The 10,756-nt window shown below is 61.9% G+C and carries 9 protein-coding genes; all 9 read left to right on the forward strand.

The annotated features are described in order from the left end of the window. The first annotated feature begins 370 nt into the window (after nucleotides 1–370). The 9 genes from ABQE93_RS16375 (at nucleotide 371) to ABQE93_RS16415 (ending at nucleotide 10,704) form a co-directional block, all read left to right on the forward strand. Nucleotides 371–1,642 (forward strand): styrene monooxygenase/indole monooxygenase family protein, encoded by a 1,272-nt coding sequence (locus ABQE93_RS16375; RefSeq protein WP_448438070.1) that lies wholly within the window; start codon nucleotides 371–373, stop codon nucleotides 1,640–1,642. Nucleotides 1,643–1,777: 135 nt separating this feature from the next. Next, nucleotides 1,778–2,761, forward strand: coding sequence for an NAD(P)H-dependent flavin oxidoreductase (locus ABQE93_RS16380; RefSeq protein ID WP_448408911.1), 984 nt, complete (start codon nucleotides 1,778–1,780; stop codon nucleotides 2,759–2,761). A gap of 184 nt (nucleotides 2,762–2,945) precedes the next feature. Further along, nucleotides 2,946–4,691, forward strand: coding sequence for a CocE/NonD family hydrolase (locus ABQE93_RS16385; protein WP_448408910.1), 1,746 nt, complete (start codon nucleotides 2,946–2,948; stop codon nucleotides 4,689–4,691). After that, a complete protein-coding gene (locus ABQE93_RS16390; RefSeq protein ID WP_448408909.1) occupies nucleotides 4,672–5,553 on the forward strand; it encodes a VOC family protein in 882 nt (293 codons plus the stop codon). The genes ABQE93_RS16385 and ABQE93_RS16390 overlap by 20 nt, the downstream gene beginning before the upstream one ends. A gap of 1 nt (nucleotide 5,554) precedes the next feature. Beyond that, nucleotides 5,555–5,716: a hypothetical protein gene (locus ABQE93_RS16395; protein ID WP_448408908.1), complete on the forward strand. Its 162-nt coding sequence runs from the start codon at nucleotides 5,555–5,557 to the stop codon at nucleotides 5,714–5,716. 251 nt (nucleotides 5,717–5,967) lie between these two features. Continuing rightward, nucleotides 5,968–7,569 carry an acyl-CoA synthetase gene (locus ABQE93_RS16400; protein ID WP_448408907.1) on the forward strand — a complete coding sequence of 534 codons (1,602 nt, stop codon included), beginning with the start codon at nucleotides 5,968–5,970 and terminating at the stop codon, nucleotides 7,567–7,569. Nucleotides 7,570–7,668: 99 nt separating this feature from the next. Then, the gene (locus ABQE93_RS16405) at nucleotides 7,669–8,472 is read left to right on the forward strand and encodes an MlaE family ABC transporter permease (protein ID WP_448409140.1); all 804 of its coding nucleotides are present in this window, start codon (nucleotides 7,669–7,671) and stop codon (nucleotides 8,470–8,472) included. Beyond that, on the forward strand, nucleotides 8,469–9,326 hold the full coding sequence (locus tag ABQE93_RS16410; protein ID WP_448412422.1) for an ABC transporter permease: 858 nt from the start codon (nucleotides 8,469–8,471) through the stop codon (nucleotides 9,324–9,326). Before ABQE93_RS16405 ends, ABQE93_RS16410 begins: the two co-directional genes overlap by 4 nt. A gap of 4 nt (nucleotides 9,327–9,330) precedes the next feature. Then, nucleotides 9,331–10,704 (forward strand): MCE family protein, encoded by a 1,374-nt coding sequence (locus tag ABQE93_RS16415; protein WP_448408903.1) that lies wholly within the window; start codon nucleotides 9,331–9,333, stop codon nucleotides 10,702–10,704. Nucleotides 10,705–10,756 lie beyond the last annotated feature (52 nt).

The following is a 10,756-nucleotide window of genomic DNA, read 5'->3' on the forward strand; positions in this document are numbered from 1 at the left end:
CCGATGTCATTGCGATCCACGGCCTCTCGTTCGTCGTTGCGCTCGGGTCCTGGGTCGGTGGTCCGTCCCATCGGCCTGAACAGTAACCCATTGTTTGATCAAAGAAAAGCTAGAACGCACGAAAAAGATGGCAAAAAGCGAACTTTGTGATCAAACATGCTTGACGCGGTTGCAATCTGCGCTTTAGGGTCGACCCACCGATAGAAGAGGTGCCGATGGCCCGCAGGGGTGCAGATCTTGCAGATCTGACGGGACGTGTCTGCGAAGTCGATCTCCATGGCACCGACGATGCCCGAAGGGGCAGGCTCGATACCGCTGAATGCACAAAACCTGTTGGACACCAATATGTTTCGTTTGCAAAGGATGAACTATGAGGAAGATCTCGATCATCGGTGCGGGTCACAGCGGCCTGCTGTTGGGGCTCGGCCTGCTTGAGCACGGGCACGACGTGACGATCGTTTCCGACCGCACGCCGGGCCAGGTTCGTCGCGGCTTCGTCCCCTCGTCGGCGGGGATCTCACCGGACGCACAGGCTTTCGAGCGGGAGCTCGGAGTCAACTTCTGGGATGACGTGTTGGTCCCCTCAGACGGCGTGCACTTCGAAATGATCGTGCCAGGCGGGACCGTTGCGCTGTCGATCGACGGCCCGTGGAACCCCGAAAAAATTTCTTGGCAGGCAGTCGATCTGCGGCTCAAGTGCGCCCGGTGGGCCGAGGAGTTCCAGCGGCGCGGTGGCAACTTGGTGATACAGGACGCCAGGCTGGAGAACATCGAGGCGTACGCGGGCGCAAGCGACCTGACCATCGTCGCCGCGGGAAAGGGGGATATCAGCGGACTTTTCGAGCGTGATCAAGAACGGTCGGTCTACACCGAGGCCCAGCGGCATCTGGCGATGGTCGTCGTTGACGGTCATCCCGCCTGGGCTGAGTCGGTTGGTTTCGAGTGCATGTACTTCGCTGCGCACGCGGGGGCGGGCGAGATATTCGGGACGCACTTTCTCAACACAACCGAGCGCGACTCGGTGTTCATGATCTTCGAGGCGGTCCCGGGTGGGCCGATCGATCGCTTCGACGATGCGACGGATCCAGAGGAAATCCTGAAGCGTTGCAAGGAGATACTTCAAGATATCGCTCCGGACCAATACGCGCTGGCTCGCAACGCGCGGCTGGCGGATCCGGCTAGCGCCATCCGCGGCCGAATCACCCCTGGAGTTCGCCGGCCCGTGGCTACGCTGCCATCGGGTGCGCAGGTGTTGGGACTCGGTGACGTGCTGAGCTTGAAGGACCCGGTCAGCGGCCAAGGTTCCAACAGTGCTGCCAAAGGCGCGCGCCACTATCTGCACCGCATCGTGGAGCGCGATAGCCGACCGTTTGACTCCGAATGGATGTCAGATGTGTGGGAGACGTTCTGGCAGGACTACGAGCAGTACGCGTATACCTTCACCAACAGCCTCTTGGACCCGCCGTCACAGTCCCAACTCGCCCTGTTCTCCGCCGCGCAAGAGCGAAAAGACCTGGCGGAGCGCATTTTCGGAAACTTCTCACATCCGCCCAACGCCTTTCCGTGGTTCTTCGATCCGGTCGAAGCCGGGCGCGTCATCGAGGGCGCGGCGACCGCCCCGGCAGTCGGTGTCGGTGACTAGCGTCCGTCCTCCCGGTATCAGGGCTGATTGAGCGACGGGGTGAACGCGGCGCCCTTATCTCGCGACCCTGGCCGCCGGCGCTGCCAGGGTCGCCAGCATGCGGGAACCATAGTCCCCGGCAAGGAGAGAAGGTCCATGTTCGTCACCCGGTTCACCGAGGAGTTCGGAATAGAGCATCCCATCGTCTGCGGTGGCATGACTGCCGTGGGCACCGCAGAGTTGATCGCCGCTGTGGCGAATTCCGGTGCGTTGGGCTTCCTGACGGCGCTGACCCAGCCGACGCCGGAGGCGCTGGCGCGGGAGATCCAGCGTACGCGTGATCTCACGGATAAGCCGTTCGGTGTCAACCTCACCATCCTCCCCACGATCAAACCGGTGCCTTACGACGAGTATCGCGAAGCGATCATCGACGGTGACGTGAAAATCGTTGAGACAGCGGGCAACAACCCGGCACCGCACTTGCCTCGGTTCCAGAGCGCTGGTGTGAAGGTAATCCACAAGGCGGTGGCTGTGCGTCATGCGCTGAAGGCTGAGAAGCTTGGCGTCGACGCGGTCAGCATCGATGGATTCGAATGCGCCGGCCACCCCGGAGACGATGATGTTCCCGGTCTCGTGCTCATTCCCGCCGCCGCTAAGTGCCTCACCATTCCCATCATCGCAAGTGGTGGGTTCGCCACAGGTGCGGGTCTGGCGGCCGCACTTGCGTTGGGTGCGTCGGCGATCAACATGGGCACCAGATTCGTTGCGACGACTGAGGCCCCGGTGCACGAGAACGTGAAGAAGCAGATTGTGATGAACGACGAACGTGCGACAGTGATCGTCTTCCGAAAATTCCGCAACACCGCTCGGGTGGCACGCAACTCTGTGTCTGAGGAGATTCTCAGCATCTCGGAACGGGACGGTTCGGGGTTTGAAGATATCGCGCACCTTGCCTCAGGCGCGCGAGGCCGCACGGAAGTGCTTGAGAAAGGCGACGTGGAGGGCGGCATGTGGTGGGCCGGTCAGGCCCAAGGGCTGATCGACGGAGTCGCGAGTTGCGCCGAGGTGGTCGATCAGATCATGCGCGACGCGTACGAACTGATCGACAAGAGGCTGCCCGCTCTGATCGCGACGCGGTGAATGCGCCTCCGCGCGGGCTAGCCGCCGGCGGGATGACGCAGAGCATCCGCGCGCGAGCGAATAATTTGATCAAAAAGTCCGCGAATTGGGCCAATCGGCCCGCAATTGGCGCATCTTATGATCAAATGTCCGTAGCGTGCGTGGGAGGCAGCGTACACCGTGCAGCGGGCAGAAAGAGGTGAAGATGGCCCACGACGGCCAAGGTATGCAGATTGATTGGGATGTCGAGATCGAAGCCGACGACGGCCTACTCCTTCGCGCAGACGTCTACCGCCCGACGGAGGGGCGGCATCCGGTACTTCTCTGCTACACGCCGTACGGAAAAGGGCTGAACTTCGCCGCAGGCCGGCCGGATCAATGGACCGCCCTCTGCACCCGACACCCCGATGTACCCACGGGTTCCAGTAATCGGTACGCCAATTGGGAGACGATCGATCCCGAGAAATGGGTTCCACACGGGTACGCGGTGGTGCGTGTCGACTCACGGGGCATGGGGCGCAGCCCCGGATATGTGGACCACTGGTCCCCTCGCGAGACGCAAGACTATTACGACTGCATCGAGTGGGCTGGAACCCAACCCTGGAGTACCGGGCGGGTCGGCCTCATCGGAATCTCTTATGTCGCAATGAATCAGTGGCAGGTTGCTGCATTGCGACCACCGCACTTGGCGGCCATCTGTCCGTGGGAGGGTTGTTCCGATCACTACCGCGACGCACGCCGGCACGGCGGGATCCTGTCGACGTTCATCGTCCGCTGGTATCGCAACCGGATCGACAAGGCGCAGTTCGGCGTTGGCGAAGGTGGCGGGCGAAATCCCGTCACAGGTGTGCCGGTCTTCGGAGACGAAACCTTGCCAAGCGAGGTCCGTGCGCAAAATCGTGCCGACTTGATTGCGGAGCTTTACGACCATCCCACGTTCGACGAGTATTTCGAGTCGCTCAACGCGGACCTGTCGGCCATCGAGGTGCCGCTCTTGTCTGCGGCCAACATTGGCGGGCAGGGCCTTCACTTGCGCGGTAACGTCGAGGGCTTCCTACGCGCGGGATCCCGGCGGAAGTGGCTTGAGTTTCACAACCTCGAGCACTGGACCCATTTCTACACCGATTACGGGCGGGAATTGCAAAAGCGTTTCTTCGACCACTTTCTCAAGGACGAGCCGAACGGCTGGGATGATGTTCCCCCGGTAATTCTCAACGTTCGCCACGTCGACGGGACTACGTCGCTTCGATACGAACAGGACTGGCCCCTTCCAGGGACTGACTGGACAAAGCTGTACCTGGATCATTCCGACCAAAGGCTCGTCCAGAAGCCACCTGCAGGCGAACGCCAGGCGAGCTACCAAGCTTTGAGCGGCGGCCTCACTTACCGCACGGTTTTCGACGTCGATACGGAGATCACCGGGCCCTCGGCCGTGAAGATCTTCGTCTCGTCATCGACCCGTGACGTCGACCTTTTCCTGGTGCTTCGGGTCTTCGACCCCCTTGGCAACGAAGTCACTTTTGCCGGCGCGAACGATCCGCACACTCCGATCTCGCTGGGTTGGCTGCGCGGATCGCACCGCAAGCTCGATCCCGTTCAGAGCACGCCCTATCGGCCCTACCATACCCATGACGATCCGACGCCTCTTGTGCCCCAGACCGTTTACGAGCTCGACGTCGAAATCTGGCCGACGTCGATTGTCGTCCCGGCCGGCTACACACTCGCGCTCACGGTGCAGGGGCACGACTATCAACATGAGTCGTCCGACAGCCAAACCTCGGTGGACTGGTACAACCCCGCCGACGCAATGCACGGGGACACCCGGGATCGGCCCGCGGACGTCTTTGGCGGGACGGTCACCCTGCACTCGTCCGATCGTCAACTGCCTTATGTCATCTTGCCTGTCATACCAGCCGAACCTCGGAGGAACAGTGGGAATTCAGCAGATTGAACACCTCGAGCTCTACGTCAACGACATCGACTCGACTGTCCGTTTCTACCAGGATGTCGTCGGCCTGGTCGAAATTGCGCGCACCGGTGATGCGGTTTATCTGGGCTGTGGGTTTGATGGCAACTGGGACGTCGCCTTCAAAGAAGGGCCCACGGGAGTCAGTCGTGTCGCCTTCCGCGCTGAAGACGTGGCTGAGATCGAATCTGCCGAGCGCGCGTTGAACCAAGCGGGGTTGACGACGACTCGCACCGACGGAGCGCATCCGAATCAGGCCGAGGGAATGCGATGGGTTCTTGATTCCGGTCTCGCGGTGGACTACGTGCTGGTGGCTGACAACCGTTACCACGTGCTCGCAGAGCCGACCATCGCGTCACGCCGCGGTTTTCAGCCATTGGACCTGGACCACATCGCAATTCAGTCTGCTGACGTCAAAGCGGCATCGAAGTTGTTCGTCGACGTACTCGGCTGGCGCGAGACCGAACACATCGAGTTGGATCCCAGCTCCGACATGTGGCACGGCAGCTTCATTCGCAAGGGCCTGCTGCATCATGACATCGCGGTGACGCTGGGGCAGGCACGCATGCACCACTGGGCGCTGGCGATGTCGAGCATCGATCACGTGAAGATGGCAATCGATGTCCTCGCCGCGGCTGGTACGCACCTCGAGCTCGGGGTGAGTCGTCATCGTGCGGGTGGCAACATCTTTGCCTACTTCATCATGCCCGACGGCCACAGGCTCGAATTATCTTGTGAGATGTCGATTGTCAACCATGACACCCCATCGCGAACCTGGTCGGACCGTGCCGGGTTCGACGCGTGGGGCAACCTCTTTCCGACTCCGGACTTTCTCAAGGGGACGTGACGTGACCGACCTCTTGGTAGTGATCGCCTTTGCCACAGCGATTGTGGGTGCGGTGCTGGTCACGTGCTGGAAGGGGTTACGCAGCGATCTCTTCGTCCATTTCGCCCGTGAATACGACTCCTGCGATCAACGTCCGCTCGCCGGCGACCCAGTGGAGGAGTAGTCCGCGGTAGCTCTGCGCGTGCGCGGTATCCGGAAGGTCGCGCCAGCCGACGATGCGCCGAGCAACCGCTAGTTTGATCACAAAGATGCCATTAGAGGCCCAGAAGATTAGAAAACTGCTTTATTTTGATCAAACCGTGGGCTATTCTTCGACCCAATGGTCAAGCTGCGACGCACGTTCAACTCGCCGGCGAGGCCTTCGATACACGAGGCGTCTGCGTAACAGCTGTCTGAAATCCAGAGGGGATGGTCATGACGAGCACGGCTTCATCTGCGGCGACCGCGGCAACAGTGGCGCGCGCACGCCAACACGGCTTAGGCGATCTCCTCCGCCGCACAACACTTCGGTATCCAGCCAAGACCGCCGTCATTGCCGACAACCGCCGAGTGACTTTCCGCGAGTTCGATGCTGCGGTGAACCGGTGCGCGAACAACCTCACCGAAAAAGGCTTGGTCAAAGGCGATCGGCTCGCCATTCTGTCCCATAACTGTTGGCAGTTCGCCGTTTTGACCTTCGCAACCGCTCGGCTCGGAGTGGTGCTGGTCCCGATCAACTTCATGCTCAACGCCGAAGAGATCGCCTTCATCCTCGCCCATTCGGGCGCCAAGAGTCTCATCGCCGAAGATGCGCTGGCCCCGGTCGCCGAGCAGGCGTTGTCCTCGGCGAGCATCTCTGATGCTGTACTGGGCTGGATTCCGATGACAGGCAGCCCGCCAACGGGCAACTGGGACAACGTCGACCGCTGGATCGACGCTGGCGACAGCTCGTCGCCGGAGGTGTTGATCGGAGACGATGACCCGCTGCGGCTGATGTACACCTCCGGGACTGAATCCCGGCCCAAGGGTGTCGTGCTCACTTCACGTTCGCTGATCAGCCAGTACGTTTCCTGCGCTGTGGACGGCGACATGAGTTCGGATGACATCGAGCTGCACAGTCTGCCGATGTATCACTGCGCCCAGCTTGACTGCTTCTTCTCGGTCGATGTCTATCTCGGTGCAACCAGCATCATCCTGCCTCGACCGGACGCCGAAGTGTTGCTTGAAACGATTGAGCGGGAGAAGGTCACAAAGCTGTTCTGTCCGCCCACCGTGTGGATCTCCCTGCTGCGACATCCTGATTTCGACGCGCGGGACCTGTCCAGCCTCGCGAAGGGCTACTACGGTGCATCGCCGATGCCCGTGGAAGTGCTCAAGGAACTCTCCCGCCGTCTGCCCAACGTGCGGTTCTGGAACTTCTACGGACAAACCGAGCTGGCCCCGCTAGCCACCATTTTGCGTCCGGAGGAACAGCTTTCACATGCCGGCTCGGCAGGACGCCCATCGCTGAACGTGGAGACCCGCGTAGTCGACGAGGACGACCTCGACGTTGCCTGCGGCGAAGTCGGCGAGATCGTGCACCGCTCACCGCACGCCACGCTTGGGTACTACAACGACGAAGAAAAGACCGCCGTCGCTTACCGCAGTGGTTGGTTTCATTCTGGCGACCTCGGCGTGATCGACCCGGACGGCTATCTCACGGTGGTCGACCGCAAGAAGGACATGATCAAAACGGGAGGCGAGAACGTCGCCTCCCGTGAGGTGGAGGAGGCCCTTTACCTGCTCGACGGGGTCGCGGAGGTCGCCGTTTTCGGCGTGCCGCATCCGCACTGGATCGAAGCGGTCACCGCGGCAGTCGTTCCCAAAGACGGTGCGGGGCTGACGGCCAAAGAGGTCGAGGAACATGCACGAAAAGTGCTGGGTGGTTACAAGCGGCCGAAGTATCTGGTCTTCGTCGAATCGCTACCGAAGAACCCGAGCGGCAAGATCCTCAAGAAGGAACTCCGTGTCTCCTATGCGCACTTGGCGCAGTCGTGAGGTTCATCGTGGGCCGCAGTCACCGAGAACCGTCAACCAGCTCACCCGTGAGCAGGTGAAGTCGTGGCCACCGACAGCGCTGAAACTTCGGCGAGGATCATCCGCCGCGCCGGAGATGTCAACCGGACATCGATTGGTTCACCGCGCGCCATCGTTTTGAAACCTCTGCGCAGCGTCGGTGGCTTCTGCGCCTTTTCCCTCGACGCGTTCGTGACGATGTTCAAACCACCGTTCGCCTGGCGCGAATTCCTGGAGCAGACTTGGTTTGTGGCCAGGGTGTCACTCATCCCGACCCTGATGTTGTCCATTCCGCTGGTCGTCATGACCGTCTTCACGTTCAACGTGCTGCTCATGGAATTCGGCGCCGCCGACTTCTCCGGCACCGGCGCAGCGATCGGGGCGGTCAACCAGATCGGTCCCTTCGTCACCGTGCTTGTCGTTGCCGGTGCGGGTGCGGCGGCCATGTGCGCCGATCTGGGAGCGCGCACCATCCGTGAAGAGCTCGACGCACTTCGGGTCATGGGTATTGACCCGATGCAGGCCCTGGTGGCGCCGCGAGTGCTGGCTGCCACGGTGGTGGCGTTGCTGCTGTCATCGCTGGTGACGCTCACCGGCCTGACGGGCGGGTTCCTGTTCTCAGTGTTCTTCCAACATGTCACCCCCGGCGCGTTCGTCGCAGGCATGACGTTCATCACCGGTTTGAGCGACGTGTTGATATCCATGGTCAAGGCAACGCTGTTCGGCTTGGCAGCCGGTCTGATCGCCTGCTACCAGGGCACGACCGTCGGTGGGGGCCCGGCCGGGGTCGGCAATGCGGTCAACGAAACGGTCGTGTTTTCGTTTGTCCTGCTGTTCGTGATCAACATCGTCGTCACCGCGATCGGGTTCGAGGTCACCAAGTGAGCGCGAGCGTCGTTCTCCGACAACGTCTACCGCGGACCATGATCGCGGTAGACGGGGCGAGGTCGGGCTGGCGGCAAATCGGTGATCAGACCCGGTTTTACGGCCAGACAATCATTTCGATCGGCGACGTCTTCATCCGGTACAAGTCCGAGTTGTTACGACAGGTCGCGGCGATGAGCCTGGGAACCGGTGCCCTCGCGGTGATCGGGGGCACGGTCGCTGTCGTCGCCTTCCTGACCATGTCGACAGGCGGGCTGATCGCGGCGCAGGGCTACAACCAACTCTCCCAGGTCGGGGTGGACGCCCTGGTCGGTTTCGCGTCGGCCTTCCTCAACACCCGACTGATCACGCCATCCACCGCAGGAATCGCGATGGCCGCCACGATCGGCGCCGGTGCGACCGCGCAGTTGGGCGCGATGCGGATCAACGAAGAGATTGACGCATTGGAGGTCATGGGTATCCGCTCGATTGCCTACCTGGCCTCAACGCGGGTAGCGGCCGGGGTGATCGTCGTCCTTCCCCTCTACTCCGTCGCGCTGTTGATGGCCTATACCGCTGCTCGCTTCGGCACGACGGTGTTCTACGGCCAGTCGGCGGGGGTGTACAACCACTATTTCAACACGTTCCTGGTTCCCGGCGATGTAATGCGTTCGTTCGCAGTCACAATCATGCAGGCGGTCGTGATCATGCTGATTCACACCTACTACGGTTACACCGCCAGCGGTGGTCCCGTCGGGGTGGGGGAGGCCGTCGGGCGTGCCACCCGAACCTCACTCGTGGCGTCGAGCTTCCTGATCCTGTTCGTCACTCTCGCCATTTATGGCCAGACCGGCATATTCAACTTCTCCGGGTAGTGCGATGTCGTCGAAATGGGGAACTCCGCGAATCGCGTCCGAGTGGTGGGCTGCGTTTTTGGTTGTCGGATTGACCGTCGCAGTCGCGGTCTGCATGGGCGCGTTCAACCGGTCATTCACGCCGACGGTGCCCGTCACATTGACTTCGGAGCGCGCGGGGCTGGTGATGGAACCGTACGCAAAGGTGAAGATGCGGGGGGTTCAGGTCGGGCGTGTCGCCATGATCTCCGGTGCGTCCGACGCGGTGACCCTTCGACTAGAGATTGACCCCGATCAGGTCCAATACATCCCGGCCAACGTCGAAGCCCGTATTGACGCCACATCGCTGTTCGGGTCGAAGTTCGTCGACCTGGTGTTTCCCAGGAATCCGGATCCGCAACGACTTTCCGCCGGTGCGGTTTTGGAGTCGAAGAACGTCTCCGTCGAGGTGAATACCGTCTTCCAAAACTTGGTGGAGCTGATCAACCAGATCGATCCGGCGAAGTTGAATGCGATTCTGGCCGCGTTCGCCGAGGGGGTGCGTGGCCAGGGTGAACGCATGGGGGAGGCCACGACAGCCGCAAACGAGGTACTGATCGCGCTGAATCCGCGATCCGAGACAATGCGTGCGAACTGGCGAGCAATCGAAGAGGTCAGCGACACCTACAGCGCGGCCGCGCAGGACATCATCGATACCCTCGGCGCCGCAACAACCACGAGCGTGACGTTGACTGATCAGGCCCGGCAGCTCGACGCACTGCTGCTTGGCGTTGTGGGCATGTCGCGCAGCGGGATCAACGTTCTGGGCCCGAGCAAGGACAGTTTGATCAGAGCCGTCAATCTGATCGAGCCGACCACGAACCTGCTGATGAAATACAACCCGTCATTGACCTGCCTTCTCGTCGGCGCCCAGAACACCCTCGACCACGGGCTGCGGCACTACGCCGGTGGCGGCAACGGCAAGTCGCTCATCATGGACGCGGCGTTGCTCATGGGTGACGACCCGTACCGATATCCGCAGAACCTACCCGTCATCGCGGCCAAGGGCGGCCCCGGCGGCAAGCCCGGTTGCGGATCGCTTCCCGACGTCGCGCACAGCTGGCCTGTCCGCTACCTGGTGGCCAACACCGGGTTCGGGGCCGGCCTGGACGTCCGTCCCAATCCCGGGATCGGCTTCCCCGGGTGGGCCAACTACCTGCCGGTCACTCGGGCGGTGCCCGAACCGCCGAGCATCCGCTCTCCGGGCGGCCCGGCTCCCGGTCCTTTTCCGTACTTCGGTGCGCCGCCCTACGGTGCCCCGCAGTACGGACCCGACGGCACGACGCTGTATCCGGGCGTTCCCCCGCATCCGCCACCCGGGCCGGGGCCCACCGATCACGGGGAAGCACCGCCATCGTGATCACGCCGACGCCGCTCAGTCAGCACCATTTGGAAGAGGTGAATCGCCTTGC

The sequence above is a fragment of the Mycolicibacterium sp. XJ662 genome, from assembly GCF_053484035.1.